Annotated in this window: 21 protein-coding genes; 4 read left to right on the top strand and 17 right to left on the bottom strand. The window is 66.3% G+C overall.

Annotated elements, in window-relative coordinates; all coding sequences use genetic code 11:
• Window positions 1–13 precede the first annotated feature (13 nt).
• The gene (locus CJ010_RS23720; protein ID WP_240794453.1) at window positions 14–625 is read left to right on the top strand and encodes an ATP-binding protein; all 612 of its coding nucleotides are present in this window, start codon (window positions 14–16) and stop codon (window positions 623–625) included.
• 731 nt (window positions 626–1,356) lie between these two features.
• Here the strand turns inward: CJ010_RS23720 and CJ010_RS25775 are convergent.
• Window positions 1,357–1,659, bottom strand: coding sequence for a zinc ribbon domain-containing protein (locus CJ010_RS25775; protein WP_082136747.1), 303 nt, complete (start codon window positions 1,657–1,659; stop codon window positions 1,357–1,359).
• A 22-nt stretch (window positions 1,660–1,681) separates the two neighbouring features.
• Window positions 1,682–4,120, bottom strand: a complete 2,439-nt coding sequence (locus CJ010_RS23705; protein ID WP_027477924.1) for a heavy metal translocating P-type ATPase — start codon at window positions 4,118–4,120, stop codon at window positions 1,682–1,684.
• 103 nt (window positions 4,121–4,223) lie between these two features.
• On the opposite strand from CJ010_RS23705, the gene cadR reads away from it, so the two are divergent.
• Entirely contained in the window at window positions 4,224–4,679 is a 456-nt protein-coding gene (gene cadR / locus CJ010_RS23700) for a Cd(II)/Pb(II)-responsive transcriptional regulator (protein WP_024537628.1), read from the top strand.
• On the opposite strand, the gene CJ010_RS23695 is transcribed toward cadR, so the two are convergent.
• The 5 genes from CJ010_RS23695 to parA form a co-directional block, all read right to left on the bottom strand.
• Window positions 4,680–6,674, bottom strand: a complete 1,995-nt coding sequence (locus tag CJ010_RS23695; RefSeq protein WP_024537629.1) for a relaxase/mobilization nuclease and DUF3363 domain-containing protein — start codon at window positions 6,672–6,674, stop codon at window positions 4,680–4,682. It lies immediately after the preceding gene.
• 436 nt (window positions 6,675–7,110) lie between these two features.
• On the bottom strand, window positions 7,111–7,698 hold the full coding sequence (locus tag CJ010_RS23685) for a S26 family signal peptidase (protein ID WP_027477923.1): 588 nt from the start codon (window positions 7,696–7,698) through the stop codon (window positions 7,111–7,113).
• Window positions 7,695–8,240: a DUF2840 domain-containing protein gene (locus CJ010_RS23680; protein ID WP_027477922.1), complete on the bottom strand. Its 546-nt coding sequence runs from the start codon at window positions 8,238–8,240 to the stop codon at window positions 7,695–7,697. Before CJ010_RS23680 ends, CJ010_RS23685 begins: the two co-directional genes overlap by 4 nt.
• Complete coding sequence (locus tag CJ010_RS23675) at window positions 8,237–8,521, bottom strand: hypothetical protein (protein WP_009523273.1); 285 nt, start codon at window positions 8,519–8,521, stop codon at window positions 8,237–8,239. Before CJ010_RS23675 ends, CJ010_RS23680 begins: the two co-directional genes overlap by 4 nt.
• Window positions 8,518–9,156, bottom strand: coding sequence for a ParA family partition ATPase (parA, locus tag CJ010_RS23670; protein WP_059400215.1), 639 nt, complete (start codon window positions 9,154–9,156; stop codon window positions 8,518–8,520). Before parA ends, CJ010_RS23675 begins: the two co-directional genes overlap by 4 nt.
• On the opposite strand from parA, the gene CJ010_RS25595 reads away from it, so the two are divergent.
• Window positions 9,155–9,286: a hypothetical protein gene (locus CJ010_RS25595; RefSeq protein ID WP_255581933.1), complete on the top strand. Its 132-nt coding sequence runs from the start codon at window positions 9,155–9,157 to the stop codon at window positions 9,284–9,286. The genes parA and CJ010_RS25595 overlap by 2 nt on opposite strands.
• A 159-nt stretch (window positions 9,287–9,445) precedes the next feature.
• Here the strand turns inward: CJ010_RS25595 and CJ010_RS23660 are convergent, their stop codons facing one another.
• The 4 genes from CJ010_RS23660 to CJ010_RS23645 all read right to left on the bottom strand — a co-directional run bounded on the left by CJ010_RS23660 (window position 9,446) and on the right by CJ010_RS23645 (window position 12,145).
• Window positions 9,446–10,303, bottom strand: a complete 858-nt coding sequence (locus CJ010_RS23660; protein WP_059400232.1) for a replication initiator protein A — start codon at window positions 10,301–10,303, stop codon at window positions 9,446–9,448.
• Between the two features lie 26 nt (window positions 10,304–10,329).
• Window positions 10,330–10,620 carry an AlpA family transcriptional regulator gene (locus tag CJ010_RS23655; protein WP_103245942.1) on the bottom strand — a complete coding sequence of 97 codons (291 nt, stop codon included), beginning with the start codon at window positions 10,618–10,620 and terminating at the stop codon, window positions 10,330–10,332.
• A gap of 83 nt (window positions 10,621–10,703) precedes the next feature.
• The gene (locus tag CJ010_RS23650; protein ID WP_009523269.1) at window positions 10,704–11,465 is read right to left on the bottom strand and encodes a DUF2285 domain-containing protein; all 762 of its coding nucleotides are present in this window, start codon (window positions 11,463–11,465) and stop codon (window positions 10,704–10,706) included.
• Between the two features lie 329 nt (window positions 11,466–11,794).
• Window positions 11,795–12,145, bottom strand: a complete 351-nt coding sequence (locus CJ010_RS23645) for a DUF2958 domain-containing protein (protein WP_009523268.1) — start codon at window positions 12,143–12,145, stop codon at window positions 11,795–11,797.
• A gap of 257 nt (window positions 12,146–12,402) precedes the next feature.
• Here CJ010_RS23645 and CJ010_RS23640 point away from each other — a divergent pair, with 257 nt between their 5' ends.
• Window positions 12,403–12,693, top strand: coding sequence for a helix-turn-helix domain-containing protein (locus CJ010_RS23640; RefSeq protein WP_009523267.1), 291 nt, complete (start codon window positions 12,403–12,405; stop codon window positions 12,691–12,693).
• 388 nt (window positions 12,694–13,081) lie between these two features.
• On the opposite strand, the gene CJ010_RS23635 is transcribed toward CJ010_RS23640, so the two are convergent.
• From CJ010_RS23635 to CJ010_RS23600, 6 genes are all read right to left on the bottom strand, one after another.
• Window positions 13,082–13,396 carry a DUF736 domain-containing protein gene (locus CJ010_RS23635; protein ID WP_009523266.1) on the bottom strand — a complete coding sequence of 105 codons (315 nt, stop codon included), beginning with the start codon at window positions 13,394–13,396 and terminating at the stop codon, window positions 13,082–13,084.
• Between the two features lie 803 nt (window positions 13,397–14,199).
• The gene (locus CJ010_RS23625) at window positions 14,200–14,733 is read right to left on the bottom strand and encodes a DUF1232 domain-containing protein (RefSeq protein ID WP_240794452.1); all 534 of its coding nucleotides are present in this window, start codon (window positions 14,731–14,733) and stop codon (window positions 14,200–14,202) included.
• Window positions 14,734–14,778: 45 nt separating this feature from the next.
• Complete coding sequence (locus tag CJ010_RS23620) at window positions 14,779–14,988, bottom strand: hypothetical protein (RefSeq protein ID WP_059400219.1); 210 nt, start codon at window positions 14,986–14,988, stop codon at window positions 14,779–14,781.
• A 62-nt stretch (window positions 14,989–15,050) separates the two neighbouring features.
• Window positions 15,051–17,141 carry a ParB/RepB/Spo0J family partition protein gene (locus tag CJ010_RS23615; RefSeq protein ID WP_066788719.1) on the bottom strand — a complete coding sequence of 697 codons (2,091 nt, stop codon included), beginning with the start codon at window positions 17,139–17,141 and terminating at the stop codon, window positions 15,051–15,053.
• 66 nt (window positions 17,142–17,207) lie between these two features.
• Window positions 17,208–18,038: a DUF932 domain-containing protein gene (locus tag CJ010_RS23610; protein WP_103245943.1), complete on the bottom strand. Its 831-nt coding sequence runs from the start codon at window positions 18,036–18,038 to the stop codon at window positions 17,208–17,210.
• A gap of 775 nt (window positions 18,039–18,813) precedes the next feature.
• Window positions 18,814–19,206, bottom strand: a complete 393-nt coding sequence (locus CJ010_RS23600) for an ATPase (protein ID WP_103245825.1) — start codon at window positions 19,204–19,206, stop codon at window positions 18,814–18,816.
• Window positions 19,207–19,500: the final 294 nt, after the last annotated feature.

Here is a 19,500-nt window from a genome sequence, read left to right as displayed (position 1 = left end):
GTTGGCGACGTTGATGGGGGGCACTGAAGTTGCTTTGCGCAAAGCACGCGATGCCGACACGTTGCGAGATGTGTTGGGCTCGCACCTCGAAGATCTCCAGCGCATGTCGATGATCGTGCAGGACATGCTCTTTCTGTCGCAAGCCGACCGTGGGGCTGAGGCCCGCCGCGAGCATGTCGCCAGTCTGGCCGGCGTTGCGCGCGCGGTGGTGGAATTGCACGAGGCGGCCATTGAAGAGGCCGGGCTGAAGGTTCGTATCGACGGCGATGCCACCGGCTTGGCCGATGTGCGCCTGTTGCAGCGCGCGCTATCCAACCTGATCGGCAACGCAACCCGACACGCGCATCCGCACAGCACCGTTGTCGTGCAAATCGACCGGCTGGACGGCGAGATCGCCCTGCGGGTGGTGAACGAGGGGCAGACGATTTCAGCCGAGCATTTGCCCAATCTGTTCAACCGCTTCTACCGGGCAGATGCGGCGCGGTCGGATGCCGCCCGCAATCATGGACTGGGCTTGGCCATCGTGGCTGCCATCGCCCGCATGCACGGAGGGCGGACGATGGTCGATTCGAGCAACGGCATCACGTCTATCGGGCTCATGGTGCCCACCCCGCGCGCGCAATAGTCAACGGATCGGGCACCACCAACAGACTGGCTCCACTCGCCAATTACTTCTTCCAGCAGGAGAAGCGCCAGAAAGCCGACAAAGAACATCGCCGTCACCCAGGGGCGATCTGGCGTTTCGTGTGCTTCGATCAGCAGTTCTTCGGTCACGAGGTAGAGCAACGCAATCAGACCAAACGCGAAGAAGCCAGTCAGAAGAGGGTTGGGCAACAGCGCCACCGGCGCTCCAAGCAAGGCCCCGATCGGCAGCAAGAGCACGAGCGCGGCCGTGATCCAGACGACCCTGGCACGGGAGCGAACGCTCTCGCCGAGTTCCGTGGCCACTGTCAATCCCAGGAACAGAACCTCGATGGTCAGGGCGATGGTCAGAAGCAAGCCGACCTTTGGGCCAGCCGCAAACCCGATACCAAGCACCAAGCCATCAATCAGGATGTCGATGCCGATCACGGTCAGGAGACCGGCCGGCCCCTTCGCCAACGCTTCCAGATGCTTCACCAGCAGCATGGTGGCGACGCCGATTCCGCCGCCGATCATCGTCGCCCAAGGCGAGGCCCGGTGCATGATGTCGGGCAAGATTTCGCCGGCCGCCGCCGCGAACACGACGCCAGCGGCGAAATGCTGAATCGCGCTGACCAGTGTTGGCCCCGGCCGCACGTTCACCGCGACCGCAGCTCCGATGATGGCGGCCGCTGCCGGGATCAAGGTGTAGATCCAGGCCGAGATCACCATGACTTAAGTTACCGCGTTGCCGCACTGAGCACAGAATTTCGCGCCGATCGGAATGACGCTACTGCACTTCGTGCACGACGCTGGCACCAGCGATGTCCCGCACTGGCCGCAAAAGCGAGCGCCGTTCGGATTGATCGCTTTGCATTGCGGGCAAGTGATGCCGCTGGCCGAAGGCGCCGGATTGCGCCCCCAGTCGTGACTGCTGGGGCCACCGTGGCCATGGCTACTGCCATGCCCGTGGGAGCCGCCATGCCCCCCGCCGTGGCCGCCGCCATGCCCACCAAAAATTCGATCCAGGATTCCCATTTTCAACACTCCATATTCGGTTTTACTGACCCGCCTGCTGCCTGAGCAGCCTCAGCCCGTTGAAGACCACCAGCAAGCTCGCCCCCATGTCGGCGAACACGGCCATCCACATGGAGGCATCGTCGAAGATCGCCAGCAGCAGGAACACTAGCTTGATGCCCAGCGCGAGCGCGATGTTCTGCCATAGCACGGCGTGGGTGCGCCTGGACAGCCGGATCGTTTCGGGCAGGCGGCGTAGGTCGTCGTTCATGACCACCACGTCGGCGGCCTCCATCGCGGTGTGGGTGCCCGCGCCGCCCATAGCGAAGCCGATGTCAGCCTTCGCCAGCGCGGGGGCGTCGTTGATGCCGTCGCCGGTCATCGCCGTGACGCCCATGCGCTGCTGAAGCTCGCCGATGGCCTGCAACTTGTCCTCGGGCAGCAGGTTGCCACGCACCTCGGCGATGCCCGCCTGGGTGCCGACGGTTTGCGCCGTCGCCAGGTTATCGCCCGTCAACATCACCGGCGTCACGCCCAATGCCTTCAGGTCGGCCACGGCCTGCGCGGATGAGGATTTGATGGTGTCGGCTACTGCACAGATGGCCATGACCCGTTCGCTGCTGGCCAACAACGTGACGGTGCGGCCAGCTTGCTCATGCACTGCAAGGCGGGCTTCGAGGTCAGCCGAACACTGCCCGCGCTCTTCAATCCAGCGGTGGTTAGCCAGCACATAGGTATGGCCGTCGATCACCCCCTGCACGCCGCGCCCGGCAACAGCCTGAAACTCATCCACTTCTTGCGTGGCGGACGACACGCCATCTGCGATGGCCTTGGACACTGGATGATCCGACCGCGCTGCGAGGCTCTTGGCCAGCCCCTCCAGGGCTTGTTGGCCGAGTCCTGTGTCCACGGGCTCGAAGGCCACCAGCTTGGGCTTGCCTTCGGTGATGGTGCCGGTCTTGTCCAGCGCCACGGCCTTGATCTTGCGCGCCTCTTCCAGGTACACACCACCTTTGATCAGGATGCCTCGCCGCGCCCCAGCGGCCAAACCGCTGACGACGGTGACGGGCGTGGAAATCACCAAGGCGCAAGGGCAGGCGATGACCAGCAGCACCAGGGCCTTGTAGGCGGCCTGCATCCAGGTCAGCCCCATGAGCCAGGGCGCCAACAACGCAACGGCAACGGCCAGGACGAACACCGCAGGCGTGTAGACGGCGGCAAAGCGATCCACGAAACGCTGCGTGGGCGCACGGGAAGACTGGGCCTGCTCAACGGCGTGGATGATGCGCGCCAGCGTGCTGTCGGACGCGGGGGCCGTGACACGGATTTCCAACGCCGCAGCCTGATTGATGGTGCCGGCGAAGACTTCATCGCCGGGGCTCTTGTCCACCGGCAAGCTTTCGCCGGTCACGGGGGACTGGTCAATAGCGCTCTGACCTAGGCTCACGATGCCATCCAGCGGAACGCGCTCGCCAGGGCGAATACGCACGGTCATGCCCACAGTGACTTCCTTGACTCCCATGCGCACCCAATTGCCATCGTCTTGACGCACTTCAGCTTGCTCCGGCGCGAGCGCCAGCAGGCTCTTGATGGCGCCGCGCGCCCGATCCACGGCGCGGGCCTCGATGGCTTCCGCAATCGCATATAGGGCCATCACCATCGCCGCTTCGGGCCACTGGCCGATCAGGAAAGCGCCGGTCACGGCCACGGTCATCAGGGCATTGATGTTCAAGCGGCCCTGCCGCAGTGCAGCCAGCCCCTTGCCGTAAACCGAGAAACCCGACAGCGCGATGGCCGCCGCGGCCAGCGCCATTCCCAGCGCCTTGACAGGTACGCTGTCTGGAAAGGCGAATGCCAAGCCCTCGGCCGCCACAGCCAACCCCAGGGCGCCCAGCGACTTGCCCCATGTCGTCCAGAAGCCCGTTGGCGAGGCAACCGCAGCAGCCGACGAGCCTGTGTCGCCAAGAGGTTCCGGCTTGAAGCCTGCCTTGCGGATTGCGTCTAGCGCCTGCTGCAAGACAGGATCATCGGCGGCAATGGCCAACTCGCGTTCGCCCAGATTGAATTGCAGGCTACGAATTCCCGCCATGCCGTCCAACGCCCGGCGGATTTCCGACTCCTCCGAGGCACAGTCCATATTCGCAATGCGGAAGCGCTGGACATTCTTCGCGCCGAGGGGTTCTGGCTTGAAACCCGCTTTGCGGATCGCTTCTAGGGCCTCGGGCAGCGCGTGGTCATCGGCGGCAATGGCAAGCTCTCGATCCCCCAGGTTGAATCGCAGGCTGCGAATCCCCGCCATGCCTTCCAGCGCCCGGCGGATTTCCGACTCCTCTGAGGCACAGTCCATGTTTTCTATGCGAAAGCGTTGCGGCCCAATAGTCGTTGCATCAGACGCTGTTGGCTCGGGCGCCACAGGCACTGTTGCACAGCCACTCCCGCAGCAGGCAGCGTCGGCGTGTTGGCGTTGGTGGGCAGAGTTCATGAAATTCTCCTTTTCAGTCAGATTGGAAACCCTGTACCCACTACAGAGTCAAGCGCCTACAATGAGCCTTGGAGAAAAACCCGCGACCGCTGAAGATGAACTCATGAAAATCGGCGAACTGGCTAAGGCCGCACATACCCAGGTAGAGACGATCCGGTACTACGAGCGTGAAGGCTTGCTACCCGAAACGGCCCGTACGGATGGCAACTACCGCATGTACGCAGAAGAACACGTTGACCGGCTGTCCTTCATCCGGCACTGCCGGGGGTTGGACATGACGCTGGATGAAATCCGGGTTCTGTTGCGCTTCAAGGATGCACCGCACGAGAACTGCGCCCAGGTGAACGACCTGCTCGACGAGCACATCGACCATGTGGCTACCCGCATCAAGGAATTGAAAGCGTTGGAACGACAGCTCAAGACCTTGCGGGAACGCTGCCGTGAATCCCAGCAGGCCAGCCAGTGCGGCATCTTGACCGAGCTGTCCTCAGCATCGCGCCATCTGCACGAACCGGCGACGCGCAGGGGCCATGTTCATGGGGCACATAGCCTCAAGTGACTAGCCCAAAGAAACCCCAAGCCGACGCCCGATTTCCCATGAGGTCGTTCCGCCACGCACTGTCGCCGCAAGCGGCTGCCCCAACCGCTGCTCGATCACTGGCCTCCACGGTACCAGGCTGAAGCCCATGCCGTCGTCCAGCATCGCATACCGACCGCTGGCGAGCATGAGGCTGCGGCGGTAGATGCCGGCCACGCGCTGGCCGTCGGCCACCGGGCGGTGCTCCAGGCCGGTTTCGGCGGCGATGTCCTTGGCGGCCTGCGCCAGCTCGCGGCTGCGCAGCGTGCCCAGCAGGTTTCGGGCGAGGATCACGCGCTGCCCGCGCCGCTCGGCCAGTCCCTGTTCGGCCAGGAAGTCGGCGCGCTGCTGCATCGCCTGCTTGGCCTCGCCGCCAAAGCCGAGGTCGCCCAGGCCCGAGCCGCCGCCGATCAGTTGCTGGTCGAGCCAGGTAGCCCCGATGACGCGGGCCTGCCGCTCGATGGGCAGGTGCGATTTCAGTTCCACGGCCACGCCGCCCAGGCGCTGCGCGTCGTACTGATGGCCACGCTCGGGCAGATCGTCCGGCACCTTCCATAGCCCTTCGGCCACGCGCTCCACGATGCCGGCGCGGCGCAGGGCTTCGAGTCGGCGGATGTGGGCCGCGACGACTTCCTGCGGATCACGGCCCGGCACGGCCTGACCCTGCGCGACGGCCAGGTGATGGTCGGTGCGGTATAGGCCGCCGCTCGCCAGTGCGGTGATGTTCTTGTCGGCTGCGCGCACGTCGGCCGATCCCTTCACCTCCACTACGGCGCCGGCCGGATAGTTCGCCAGTTCATCGTGTGCGTTGAGCGCGACGTAGTGGGCCTTGCCGTCCACGCCGTCGATGACCAGATAGCCCCGGTCGCGCAGCTCGTCGGCCAGCCCCTTCGCTGCCACGCGGCCGAGAATGGTTCGGCCACCTCCATCAGCATCTTGGCCCGGCTCGAACACCGCCAGCTCGCGCGGCTCGCCGCGCATGGCCCGCTGCATGGTGCGGATGATGTCGCCACGCTCGCCCAGGGCGCGCAGGGTCTTTTCGGCATCGGCATGGACAGCCCAGGTGCCCGGCTGCATCTCGTCAGCCAGGCCCAGGAGCTGCAAGCGTTGCAGGCGGCCGATCAGCAGCAAGCGCTGGCGTTGCAGTCGGGGTTCATTGAGCCGTTCGACATGCACCAGGCCATCATCGCCGGCCTCGCGCTTCAAGGTGCGATCCAGGCTCGTCCACCGCTCCTGATCCACCTCGCGTCGCAAGGTCTGCTGGATCTCCAGTTCGGTGCGCGGCCCCAGCCGTTCGGTCGCCAGTTCGGCGGCACGATGGCGGAACCCGTCGGCGATGTAGTCGCCCGCGATGATGAGGTCTTTGCCGGTGTCGTCGCGCCCGCGCACGACGATGTGCGTATGCGGGTTGTCGGTGTTCCAGTGGTTGACGGCTACCCAATCGAGGCCCGTGCCCAGGTCGGCTTCCATGCGGCCCATCAGGTGCCGCGTGTAGGTGCGCAGGTCTTCCAGCTCCGCGCCGTCCTCCGGCGAGAGGATGAAGCGGAAATGGTGCCGATCGTCGGCGCAGCGTTCCTTGAAGGCGTCGAGGTCGGCGGCATCGGTCAGCGGCCCGTAGGCTTGGCCCGGCTCGCCATCGCGGCCCACGCCGTCGCGCTCGATGTAGCGCAGGTGCTTGGCGAGTGATTGCGGGCTGGCCCGTTGCTGGTTGACCAGCAACGTCTTGATGGTCACGCGCCGCGACATAGGCGTGAGCTTCGCGCCTGCGAAGCGTGCCGCCGTATGCCCGCGCCCTAGTCGAGAGCCGGGCCGCTGGCCAGCGCGTGCGCTGCTGCCGCCGGCTGCGGGACGGCGCATCGACGACTTGCCACTGCTGGCCTTGCCTGCCTGCTTGAGCACCCTGGAGACGAAGCCCTGGCCCCGGTTCTTCGGGGCACTGGGTCGGATGCGGAAATCGTCATCGCGGCGGTCGGTCATGGCTGCGCTCCCTGCAAGCTCTGGCGTGTCCGGGCGTGCGAAGCACGCGGGCACGCCTGCATCGGCGCGGGCCTCGCGCCCCACGCGGCACGGCGGCGAAGCCGCTCCGTGCCGCGCCACCCCCACGTGCAGACAGGCTTTCGACGCGGCCCCGTGCCGCGTCCTTTTGTCTTGCCTTCCGCCTTTGCCCCTCGCTGGCGCTCAGGGCAGCGGCGGCCCGGCGGCGCTGCTGCGCGAGCAGCCTGCGCGCCGGCGAACGCAGACACGGCCGCAGGCCGGGCGCGTTCGAGGCAAGACGCCTGCACGTTGGACTGCCGCACCGGAGGCAGCGCGAAGTGCGGTGCGAATGCACCCGCACTGCACGCGCGACGACACGGGGACGAACAGCAGAACGACACGCCCGATGGCACGATGATGCGCAGCGAATCGGCGGCGATCATGGGCGTGACTCCAGCCAGACCGGACGTGCAACGCCGATCACGGCGGCGGCGCTGACCGGCCCGAAATACCGGCTGTCGAATGACGCCGGGTTAGTCGCACTGAGCAAAAACAGCTCGCCAGGCCGAAGGCGGCGGCACTGCGGCCAGGATGGCAGCGGCCGGCCCCAGCGATCGGCAGACAGCACGGCGGCCGAAGGCACGCCGTCGATGCGGACTTTGCCGTCAGCGATGCACACCTCCTGCGGCGCGACCGCGCCCACGCGCTTGAGCAACGGGATGCGCGTCGGTAGGTAGCCGCGCTGCGCAGCGAGCGCGGCGGCCTCTGCGGGCAGCGGCACCAGCACGATGCTGCCCACGGACAACGGACGTGGCAGCGAGCTGGTGCGATGGTCAAGTGGATCGACGCGATACCAACCGACCGCCACGCTGTCGGACGGGTTGTAGGTCAGGCGCGGCAGTGGATGCACGAAAGACGCCCAGGCCAGCGCAGCGAGGCCGCAGGCGGACAGGCCCGCCAGCACGAGGCGAGCGCGCAGGCGCGAGCGAGAACGCGGCGTTGTGCCGGCGGTGGAAACAGCGGTCATGGCAGCGCCCTCCCGACCAGCCAGGCGGCGTGCCGCTCGGCGCTGTATTCGGGCAACGGCAAGCGCGCAGCGAGCCGGTTGCCCAGCGTGCGCCAGTACGCGGGCGAGGCGGTAGCGGGCGCGATGCCCAGCGCCTCGATAGCGGCGATGCGTTCCAGCACGGCGCGCACCTGGTTGTCGCCCTCGACGTGCAGCAGCAGGCGTGCACTCGGCTGAACGCCGGGGATGCGCTGCGCCGCATCGAGCGGCGTGCAAGCCTGCATCACCATGAGCTGCCAGCGGATCGTGCCGTAGTCGTTGGCCTGCCAGCGAATGCGGCAGAACATGGCGCCCGGCAGGAACACGGCGCAGCGCCGCCAGCGGTCGAGCTGGTGCGTGCGCGCAGGTTCGCCGAAGCGCAGGTAGAGCTTGAAGCGCGGTTCGATGTAGGCCAGCGCCACGCGCGTCAGCGGCGCGCTGGCAGGCTGGCCGGAAGGTGCTGCGAGCGCAGCCGTGGCCGCGAAGGCAACAGGCGCGGGGGCAGACGAAGCGGATGCAGTCATGGCGTGTTCTCCCTGCGGTGTTCTGGAAACTCCCGCTCCAGCAGGCCGCGCAGCAGGTCGGCCACGGTCACGCCCTGCGTGAAGGCCGACACCTTGATGCGCGCCCGCATGGCGGGCGTGATGTCGAGCGTGAGGCGGGCCGTATAGAGGTCGCCCTTGCCCAGCGCATCGGCGTCGCCCTGGCGAATCCACGCCTCGGCGTGCGGATTCGCGGGCGGACGCGCGCCGATGCCGACGCGCTTTACCGTGCGTTTGCTGTTCGGTGGCGGCTTCGCAGTCATGTCGGCCACCGCAGCAGTTCGTCCACCAGCGCAGTGATTTCGCGCGCGGCGGCGCTGTCCGGTGCCGTCTCGCGTGCCAGCCGGCCAGCGGCCACGCTGTCGGCGAACACGATGCGTTGATGTACTTCCGCGCGCAGCGCAGGAAGCGGCTGCTCAGCCAGCGCGCCGCGTGCTTCGCGTCCGATGACGGTGGTACTGACGCGCCGGTTGATGACGAAGGCCGCGCGCAGCGTAGGCCGAAAGACTTGCGCCTCGCGGATCAGCGCCACCATCTCAGCGCTGGCCCACAGGTCGTAGGGGCTGGGCTGCACCGGGATCAGCACGCGCTCGGCCGCCAGCAGCGCGGAGCGTGCCAAGGCGGCGATGCGCGGCGGGCCGTCGATGACGACGTGATCGGCCCGCCTGGCGAGTTCTGGTGCCTCCTGGTGCAGGGTTTCGCGTGCGAGGCCCACGGCGCTGAACAGCCTTGGCAAACCTTGCTGGCTGCGGCGCTGCGTCCAGTCCAGCGCGGAGCTTTGGGGGTCGGCGTCCAGCAGCACGACATGCTGGCCGCGCATCGCCAGCTCGCCGGCGATGTGGGTGGCGAGCGTGGTCTTGCCCACGCCGCCTTTCTGATTGAGCAGCGCGACGATCATGGCGCAGCCCTCCTTGCTGGAAAACCTGCCTTTGATCGGCCTGCAAAACCGGCTTGCCGGTGGCAAAAATCACTGGCCCGCGCGTGCCGTTTGGTGGTTGTCCACCGAAACGCCGCACTGCTACTACTAATGTTAGGAATTAAGTTAGATAAGTTAAGAGAGGCCGAAACCCGCGCCAGCATTGGGTTTGCGGCCGATTTTGTTGCCTGATAGCACGAGGATTCGTTGCCTGATAGCACGATACTTCTGTTGCCTGATAGCACGAGCCCGTCCACAGGCTTTGCCGCAGTTATCCCCGTGCCGTGGGCGGCACGGGCCGAAACGTCAGCAGCGGCGCGGCAGCAGTGCTGAGGTATTCGATGCCCAGGCGATAGCCGGGCAAGGCTTGCCGAGCCACCAGCGCCCGCAGGTCGGCGGCGAAGTCGTAGTACCGCGCCACGCTGCCCGATTTGCGGTACAGGTGCTGGAAGTCGAATTGCCAGCCCCCCGGCTGTCGCCCACCGTGCTTTCGCACCAGCCGGTACAGCCACCGCTCGATGCCGCCCGTGAGCCGGAAATACGCTGGGTCGATGGTCAGCACCAGGGCGGCATCCATCACGCCGGCATAGAACCAGTCTGGCAGGATCAGCTCCAGCCCCAAGGGCGTGCCCTTGGCATCGGCCAGTTCCTTCCACTCGTTGATCCACGAGAAGCGGTGCAGCCGCCTTCCTGTGGTCTCCCGAATGGATGTGGCCACCGTGGTCGACTGCAGCCGATCCAGCGCGGCCTTGAGACGCTGGTAATCGCGCAGCGACGTACCGCGCCCGATGAAGCGCAGGATCTCGTAGGGTGTGGCCTGCATCAGCCGCGACGGGCGCAGGCCCGCGTCGCGCGCTTCCACAATCTGGCTCGCAGCCCAGATCAGGATGTCCGCATCCCAGATCGTGGCGATGCCGTGCTCCTGTGTACCCTCCACGCGGATCGTCACCCCACTGGCTTGGAAGTCGATAGGCGCTACGCGCCGCGACTTCGCCAGCGAGAAGAACGGAAAGGCCATCAAGTCCTGGCTGTCGCGCGGTGCCATGTCGCCCGGCAGGGCGCGGAACAGGTCGAGCTGTTCGCGCTCTGGCACGGGCCGCTGCCGGGACGGCAGCGCAGGGCTGGACATGGCGAAGGCCACCCGCTCGCCAACGATCAGCGCGCACGGCTGTCCGCCGAGTGCTGCTCGGCGTATTCGGGATCGGACGTAGTTTCGTAGCTGCGCTCGGCGGCCCAGGCATCGAGGTCGGCCACGGCGTACATGACGCGGCGGCCGAACTTGCGGAACTTGGGGCCGCCACCCAGCACGCGCTGCTTTTCCAGTGTGCGCGGCGACAGCCGCAGGTAGTCGGCAGCTTCGTCGTTGGTGAGATAACGCTGCGGTTGCGCGGTAGCGGTCGAGGTGGTTGCGGGAGCGGCGGCAGGCCGCAAGGGAGCGGGACGCATGGTGAGAACCTCCATAGCTTTCAAAGCTCCGGCCACACAGCGCAACCGGATGGAGGCAGTCTCAGAAAACGAAGCTCTCCTGCTCAGGGTCGTTTTGCGTGGCCTTCAAAACGACCCTTCTCAAGCGGAGCAAGCTGTGCTAGGCGGCGATAGCCGCCGCGCATCAGCGCATCGCCGCGCCGCGTCAGGCGGCGCACCTTGGAGCGCAGGCCGCCGTCGCTGTACCAACCAGCCGCGGCATCCACGCCGAACAAACCTTCGGCCACGTCGCGCAAGGACGCGCCCGTCAGGGCCGCGTCGAGCGCCTGCAAGGTGTGCAGTTCCAGCAAGGCCGAATGCGATGGCCGGGGCCGCGCATCGGCCAGCGCCGCACCGGGCGCATGGCCGCGTGCAGGTGCGGCAGCACCGCCGTGATGGGCATAGGCGACAGCCATGCCGTCCTCCAGGCCGGGCGCCAGCGCGAAGCGCAGGCACTGGCCGGGGCTGCGCGCGATCAGCGCCAGTCGCTTGCCGTCGTGGAGCAGGTGTTTGTGGCCGGGGATGTTCCAGAAGTCGAATGCGGCGGCGTCGGGCGGCGGATCAGCATCAGGGTAGAGCTGCACCACACCAGTGTGGCCGGGCAGCCAGGCCGGGTGCGCGTCACGCGCATCCAGCGCCGGGTCTTCCAGCAGGCGCAAGCCCCAGCGATGCCCAGCATCAGAGCGACGCGCACGGCGCAGCCAGTCGAGCCGGTAATCAGGATGGCGGCGCAGGTACTCCCAGGCCAGTGCGAGCGTGTCCAGCCCCAGGACGTAGAGGTAAGCGGCCGTGGGATACCAGTGCGCGAAATGGTGAGGGCTGACCATGACGAAAGCTCCTGTCGAACAGCAGGAACGTCGCCACGGCGGCGAACATGCGGGAGCCTCAAATCAAGGTGGAAATCCGGTTAAGCTGTAACTTCTGGTGTCAAGACCGATAGGCTCCGGCGAGTTGCGAAATCCGTCTGAATGCGACGGCCGCCTGACCCAAAAATGTCACGCGGCATAAAACACCGTGCCGCAAGCCGCGCGAAAGATCGTGACTGTTTCAGTCACAGATATTCGGGTTTGAAGCAGAGTGCGAATTCAGATCGAAAAGGTCTGGAGCAAGACCGAAATAGTCTGAATGCGCCCGGCTTGGCCGGAGCGCGAACGGTTCAATCAACGATGGAACCGTTCTCCTGGGCCAGCCGCAGGTATTCCGACAACGGGCGCACTGCCTGGAAATACAAATCCCGCATCACGGGCTGTTTGTTCGGGCCGACGATGGAGGCCAGGTCGGACAGCTTGATGCGGCCCAGCTCTGGCATACCAATGCCCACGTCCATGATGCCGGTCGCCGTATCGTCATCGGCAGGATCGAGCGAGGCCAGCAGCCAGATGGCGTGCGCGTCGGGGGTGAACAGCCGCACGACCGGCAACGGGTCGTGCGGTTCACCGGCGGCGGCCCGCCGCCCGTTCTCCAGCAGCGCGGCGCGCTGCGCATCGGTGACGAGGGGAGCGTTCATCGTGGTGCTCCTGTTCCAACATGGATTGCCGGTTTTGCGCTTCCGCGCCGAAGCACGGATGCGTGTTCCACCAAAGCCTTGGAAACACGAAAGCGCAAAAACAGAATTGTAGAAATCTGGAAAGGCACGTAGGCGGTTCTCCGGTTCTGTCGGAATCCGCAAAAGCGGATTTCCGTAAAAGCACGAATAAGGCCAGAGCCGTGAAAGAGTTAAAGATAACGTGGTTTTAATTGTGCTGCGACTTGACGCTTCTGTCCATGCAGAAGCGATCCATCCAGCGCGGCCGGCCAGCGGGCGCCACCACCTTCGATGCCGAACTGGCGCAAGCCTTCGGCGCGGCGGTGCGCGCGTTGCGGACGGAGCGCGGCATCGCGCAGGAGTCGCTGGCGCACCTCGCGGGCATCGAGCGTTCGCACATGGGCAAGGTCGAGCGTGGCGAGCACATGCCCACGCTGGCGATCATCTTCAAGATCGCCAGCGCACTCGAATGCAGCACGGCAGTGCTGATGAGCAAGGCCGAAGAACTGCTGGCGGTAGCCCAGGCATAGCCGCCGAAGCCCCGCCATCATGGCGGGGCGTGCCAGGCCGATCCGGTGCCAGCCGGTTCGGCGGTATCGAGGGGCGCCAAGCACCGCGCGGCGGGGATGGGCCTGGCGCCGATCCCTTGGAGGCAAGCGAAGCGCGCAGCGCCGCAGGCGCGAAGGCGGCAGGGATTGGAGCCGAATGGCCGTGACGGCGTAGTCGGCACGGGGCGGAGCCCGCAAAGCCCGGTGGTGCGCAGCACCGACCCGCCCCGCATGTACCTCTACCAATTCAAGCCATTGCTTGGTAGCCAGGCAAGACACATCCCGCACACTGCCAAGCCATTCTGCTTGCCGATACAGCGCAGCATTCGCAACACAGCGCCCCGCCGCGTGGGCGGGGCGCTGGCGGCCGTCAGGCCGCCTGGGGCTTGCTGCGCGACCAGATCAGGTCGTGCGTGCCGTCCTCGTCTTCGATCAGGCGGGCGTAGACCGTGGCCGGGAACGAAGGATCGTCGAGGGTCACGGAGATGTACTCCCGCCCGGCCTCGCTGGTCTTCTTCCACGCCGCGCCGATGTCGTGGCTGGCGGCCTGCAGGCGGAAGTCAGGGGCCTTCTCGTTGTCGCCCTTGTCGTTGGGCACCAGCTTGACCTTGACGTTGAGCGTCAGGGTGCGAAGCGTGCCGGTGAAGCCGTCTTTGTCTGCGGTGAAGGTGCCGATGTTGGCCATGATGGATCTCCTTTTGGTGGAACAAGGTTCGCGCCCATCGCGTCCTTGTTGTGATCCGGCCGGCGGGGGACGGGCGGGCTGCACCGCTTGCGGTCGCAACGCAGTGGAGAGCCGGGAGGCGAAAAGAATTTGTCCCGCGAGGAATCTGCGCAGCAGAGGGGAAATTGTTTTCGCTGGACGGTTGCAGCCAGGAAGCCCGAGGCGCAGCCGCGCCCCCGCCAGGATTCACAACAACACAAGGACGCTTTGGGCCGAACCGCACCGAAAGGAGACAGGGCCGGCTCGGCATTCCCGCACGAAGGCTGCACCGGCTCGCTCCCAGACGCGGGCCAGGTCAATACCCCAACGACGGGCGAGAACGCCCCTGCCGCACTTTGCGGCGCTGGTCTTGAGGCGTGGCGTGGAAGTTCCATGGCGATGCCGGGCGGGATGTCCGTGAGCCGTCCTTCATGACGTGATGGGCACGAACCGCCAGCGTTGAGGACGGCACGCATTCGCACAACCTGCCGCAGCAAGTCTCAGCGTGTTCGCCAACGTACCGTCCACTGCGGCGGGGCGCTGGCCAAGCCGATCCGGCTTCGCCGGTTCGGCAGCATTGAGGGGCGCCAAGCATCGCGCGGCGGGGATAGCCCGCTGGGCTTTCTCCTGGAGGCAAGCGCAGCGCGCAGCGCCGCAGGCGCGAAGGCGTGAGGGATTGACGCCGAATGGCCGTGACGGCGAAGTCGGCACGGGGCGCAGCCCGAAAGCCCGGCGGCGCATTGCGCCGACACGCCCAGCCCATTCAGTACGCCATCATGAACAGCCTACAGATGCGGCTTGAGCCAGAGCCACAACGCCACCCCCATCGCCAGCCACAGCATCAAGATCATCACGGCCCCGAATCGGCTCCTTGGCTTGGCCCCTTCTGTTCGCATCCATTCATCGGCCTGCACACGGCACTCCGCCAGCACCTCGGACGGCAACAGCTTCACGGTCAGCCAGATCAGCACGGGCAACAGAATCACATCGTCCAGATAGCCCAGCACCGGGATGAAGTCTGGAATTAGGTCGATGGGACTCAGGGCATAGGCCACCACGAACAACCCCAGCGCCTTGGCATACCAAGGCGTGCGGGGATGCTTGCCGGCAAACCACAGCGTCACGCCATCGCGTTTGATGCGCTTGGCCCAAGTCTTCATGGTGGTGCTGATACTCATGCCGGAAAGTGTGGCATAGCAGAAATAGCCGATTGACCCGATCGGCACATACTGGCATCGCGCACCACCGCGATGCCTGCAACGCCGCCGCCCGAGCCAGAGCGAGGGCGGCGGCGTGATGTTCCGGCTGTTCGGCTTCAACACCGCGCCCAGGACGGAACGGCCTGGGCGCGGTGCTGACGATGGTTATTCCTTCGTCTCGATGATCCACCACACGGCGCGAGCCAAGGCGCGACCCGTGATGGGATGAATGTCGGTGAGGTCAGCGCGGGCCGACCAGCCCGAGGGCGGGCGGTAGCCGCGCACGTCGCCATCGCCGTGCCAGCGGCGGGCGCGTGTTGTGCCGGGGGCGTAGATCGCCGCCATGCGCTGGCGGCTGCTGGTGATGCGGGTCATGGGGGCTTCTCCTTTCGGCGAAGCGCCCCGGTCGAAGCCGGGGCGCTTGCCTTCGGCGCGGGTCAAGCGGCCAGCGCCTCGGCGGTTTCATCCGCCATTGCCTCGGCATCCTCCGGGGCGTCCTGCTCCGGGCCTTCCTCCTGCGCGCTTTCCTGCACTGCCTGCTGCGGGCCTGCGGCCTTGAAGATGGCAGGCATCCAGCCCGTGCCATCGGCCAGCCGCTCGGCTTCGCTGGCAATGTCGGCCTTCTTGAGCTTACCCAGCCGGGTGACGGATTCCGGCGCGAACTCGCCCACGGCCTCCAGAATCACGGCCTTGGAAACATGCTTGAAGTAGCCTTCGGCGGTCGGCTGCCACCATGCGGCCATGTCGAGGCCCACGGCCTGCGCCAGTTCTTCGCCGGGCTGGTGCGGCGTGGCGCGAGGCGTCACCACGTCCACCGTGGAAGCCACGCACACGGCCAGCAGCTTGACCAGCTCGTCTTGCGGCTTCGTCAGCAGCACGGCGAACAATTCGGCGCTGTCGTCCGGCAAGGCTTCGCCCGCTACCTGTTGCAGTTCGCGCAGCGCCACGGCGGCAGGCGATCCCGGCCAGTCCGGGGCCATGCCTTCCAGCCGGTCTTGCACTTTCAGGCCGACGCCCAGCGGCAGAGAATCACGGCTGCGGCCGTAGCGGCTTTCCTGCAAGGCGGTCTGCACCATGCCATGCACCACAGCTGCCAGCGCAGCTTGCGGATGCCGTGCGACTTCGATTTGCAGCGCGGCGGTGCGGTGGGCGCTCAAGCGTTGCGCCAGCCGGTCGGACATGGCGGCGGTCTTGGGCTGCCTGTCGTCGTCTCCGTCCTCGCCCTCGTCATCGTTCGCGGCGTCCGGGTCGCTGAAACCCTGGCGCAGCTTTTCCAGCGTGCGCAGCGCCTTGGCTTCGGCCTCGCGCATCAGGCCGCGATGAATCACGGCCTCGCCGTTGCGGTCGATGGTGACGATGGCACCGGCTGCGGCCTTCACGTTCGCGCCGTAGTCCTGCAAGCCATCTTCCAGCGCCTGCAACTGTTCGCCCACGGCTTCGCCTTCCTCCTGCAAGGCGTCGGCGTCGGCCTTGTCCTCGTCGTCGGCGTCCAGCGCGGCATCCACGGCTTCGGCCAGTTGGTGCATCCGGGCTTGCAGCTTCTCGATGCGTGCGGCTTCGCGCTTGTTCGGCTCGCGCCGCTCTCTCGGCGCACGCTGGAAAGCGTGCAGGTCGGCATGGGTCACGCCCGGCGTGGCATCCACCCAGGCCCAACCCTCGGCGCGGACAGTGGCGGCGATGCCCGCCAGCTTGTCTTGCGCCAGCCGTTCCAGCAGCGCGGCATCGGTCAGATACACACCCGCATCATCTTCCGCGAACAGGTCACGGCGCACGCCACCGCCTGCGGCCTCGTAGCTGTCCAGCCCGACAAAGCGCACCAGCGGATGCCGGCAGGCGTCGATTTCCCTTTCGGTCAGGCGTTCGCGCAAGTGGGATGGGTGGCGCTGCCACTGCGGTGCATCGTAGAACGCGGCTTCCTGCGCGGCGTGGTCATCGGTGATGGCAAGGGCCATCAACTGATCGAGCGTGACGGCATCGGCCCGGTAGTCGGCCATCAGGCGCGGCGAGACATTCGCCAGCTTCAAACGGCGCTGCACCACCAGCGGCGTAACGGAGAAATCCGCCGCAATGTCCTCGATGGGTCGGCCTTCGGCCACCAGCGCCGCGAAGGCTTCAAACTGGTCTGCCGGGTGCATGGCTTCGCGCTGCACGTTCTCGGTGAGGCTGGCCGTGCGGGCCGTGCCATCGGCCACCAGCAGGCAAGGCACCTCCCAATCCTTGGCGATGCGGTGTTTCTTCGCCAGCAGCTTCAACGCGGCGAGGCGACGGCCACCGGCCACAACTTCGTAATGCTCGCCATCGGCGGATGCGATCACGATCAGGTTTTGCAGCAGACCCACACGCTGGATGGATGCGGCCAGTTCGGGAATGGACATGCGCGGGGTCTTGCGCACGTTGCGGCCAGCGGGGCGCAGCACCAGCCGCGACAGCGGAACCAGAATCAGGTTCTTGGTCGGGTCGGCAGCTTCCAGCGGAATAGCTGCGGCGGTATTGACGGCGCGGGCTTCGGTTTGGGTGATGGCGTTCATGGTGACTCTCCAATCGAGTGAAACAAGGGAATGGAGGGGAAGCCGCCCCTCCGGCGGGGGAACGGTTCAGGCTTTCAACTGGCGCAGGCCATCGGCCAACATCCAGAGGGCGCGATTCAGGCGCACATCGGAATCAATGCCCTGCACGGGTCGGGTCTGCTGGCGGCGTCCGTTGGCGCTGCGGCCATGCAATCCGCCCTTGGTCAAGTTCTCCTGCGTGCGGTTGAACACGCTCCACAGGTCGGGGCGTCGGTCATCAAACCGGCGCGGCATCAGGATTTGCGACTCCGTGATGGGCGCGGGCTTGTTGTCCGTGGGGTCGTACTTGAGGGCCAGCGCGGAACGGGCGAACACTTCGGCTTCGCCTTCATCCAGCGTGATAGCGCGCATGGCATCGCGGGATTCCTTCACCCGCTCGAAGCCGCTCAACACCTCGAAAGCGCCTTCGATGACGGAACCGGCCACGTCGCCCTTATGGGGTACGCGCACGTCCGCCACGGTGTCGCCGCACACAAGGCCATTGCTGCACACGAACCGGAACATTCCGGCCAGCATCTGATAGCTGCTGGTGCCATCATGGGAGTTCAGCAGCACGATTTCGTTAGCCTCCGCGCCGTTGATCTGGCTGGCATGGCGCAGGCGCAGCATGTGCTTGGTGTGCTCGCGCTTGCCTTCATCGCGCACGCGGGTCTGCGTCACCATGAAGGGTTGAAACCCCTCCTTGCGAAGCTCGGTCAGAACTGCCGCCGTGGGGATATAGGCGTACCGCTCGGAGCGGCTTTGGTGCGGGGCATCCGCGAAGATGGACGGGGCTACCCTGCGAATCTGGTCATCGGACAGCGGGCAGTCGCTGCGCAGCGAAGGGGAACGGGAAGCGAAACGGGATGCGAGTTGCATGTCTTTCTCCTGAACAAAAAGGCCGTTGAAGAAAACCGCACACCGGATTCCTAGATTCGGAGCCCAGCCTTTCGGCTGTTCGGTGCGGTCGGCACGAGGAACCCGGTTGGCCCTGTTGCCACCGTCTTTCCTGAGTTCATCGCCCGCGACGGAAGGGAGCCCGTGGACGGGGGCCGTCAAGGAAACCAGCGCAGGGTTGGTGCGGCCCGCAGGCGCAGCCGAGGACACGGCCCTGCGCGCCTTGACGGCACCAGGCCGCGGGCTACAGTCGCGGACAAGGTGATGAAGTCAGGGAAGACGGCTGGACATGGCAACGGCCATCCCTGTGTGCCGACCGCACGCAAGCGAAGCGCGCAGGCCCGAAGCTGGAAGCCGGGCCGGAGGCGTCAGCCGAGCGGAGCGAGGGAACGATGGAAGCCCGACAGGGGCGAAACCCCGCAGGGGGTTCGATGCGAAGCACGACAGCGCGCCCGGCCTTCTCCCAGGTGGCCGGGGACGCCCAGCCTTCAAAGCCGAAGAAACAACAGAATCAGGACGAGCACACGCAAGGCATCGTGGATCTGCTGCGAATGCGGTCTGGCCGATCCGGCGCAGCCGGGTCGGCGGTCTTCGAGGGGCGCCAAGCCTGCGCGGCGGGGATAGCCCGCAGGGCTTTCCCCTGGAGTGCAAGCGCAGCGCGCAGCGCCGCAGGCGCGAAGGTATCGGCACCGGGCGCAGCAAGAAGAAAGGTGCGCCGCTCCCGAAGGAACGACGCACCGAAGGCAGCGCGGCGCGATCAGCTCGCCGCCGGCGCCGTCATCGACTGCAACTGCTCGATCACGCCAGGCTCAACGAACACGCAAGCCTGCTCGTCCGCGATCGGTACGTTGAACATCCGCGCGAACACCGTGCGCCGCAGATGGGCCAGTCGGCCCGTCCGATACGCCTGCTCGGGCTTCATGCGCCCGCCGGCCTGCGAACCGCTGCGCTGCGGATCGCATTCGACCAGCGCCACAAAGCCATCGTCGGCCAGCTTCTGATGCTTGGGGCACAGGCCCCAGCCGGTCGCCGTATGGCGCTCCATGCTCGCGCGCAGGCGCTTGTCCAGCAGGATGGCGCCGGTATCGAACGCCGTGCCGCAAACGAGGCAAACATGCTGTTCGAGTGAAACGTGTGATTTGTCGTTCATGACGGTCTCCGGTTGCACGGGCGGAATTGCCCGGAACCGTCGCCCTCACGGCGCAGCGCAAGCAGTCAAAGATCGAAGACGGCCGCCAGGCCGCAAGCGTGCCTGCACGCGCAGTCATTGACGGCGAGAACGCCGTGATACGGTGAAGGGACACAGCAAGACCGCTCCCTCAAACCACCCACGCACCCGGCTTTCGGCAAGCGGAGCGCGCAGGCCCGAGAGGGCCGGAGGCGTCAGGGATCAAAGCCGGATGGCCGCGATTCGGCACGAAGCGCGGGGCGCAGCCCGCGAGCC

Source organism: Azoarcus sp. DD4, assembly GCF_006496635.1.
Taxonomy (GTDB): Bacteria; Pseudomonadota; Gammaproteobacteria; order Burkholderiales; family Rhodocyclaceae; genus Azoarcus.
The sequence above is the reverse complement of the archived record's forward strand: the minus strand, read 5'-3'. Positions and strand labels throughout refer to the sequence as shown.